This window comes from Halalkalibacter lacteus (assembly GCF_036663595.1).
GTDB lineage: Bacteria > Bacillota > Bacilli > Bacillales > Bacillaceae_D > Halalkalibacter > Halalkalibacter lacteus.
Genome location: NZ_JAWRVL010000349.1, coordinates 1 through 251, shown reverse-complemented (window position 1 = coordinate 251; position 251 = coordinate 1). Strand labels below are relative to the sequence as shown.

The 251-nt window shown below is 70.1% G+C and carries 1 protein-coding gene; it reads right to left on the bottom strand.

What is annotated here, in order from left to right:
- Window positions 1-191 (bottom strand): hypothetical protein (locus SAZ04_RS22615; RefSeq protein ID WP_332699960.1); only part of this gene is annotated, 191 nt, incomplete at its 3' end.
- Window positions 192-251 lie beyond the last annotated feature (60 nt).

Below are 251 nucleotides of genomic sequence, written 5' to 3'. Positions count from 1 at the left end.
AGACTGCCCTCCGCCGGCGGCACCGCGGCATCGGCGGACGGCACCCGGGCGGTGCCTGGAACGGCGGCGCTGTCCACCACCGCGGGTGTGTCGGGTGTCGCCGGCGCGGCCTTGTCCTTCCCCCATTCCATCCACCGCAGGGTCGCCACCAACAACCAGGCAAAGATCCGGAAAAGACGGGTCTGGTTCATGGGCAGGCAGGCTCAGCCGAACGTGAGGATCGGCGCGATCAGTTGGAGGTGGGGTCGGGC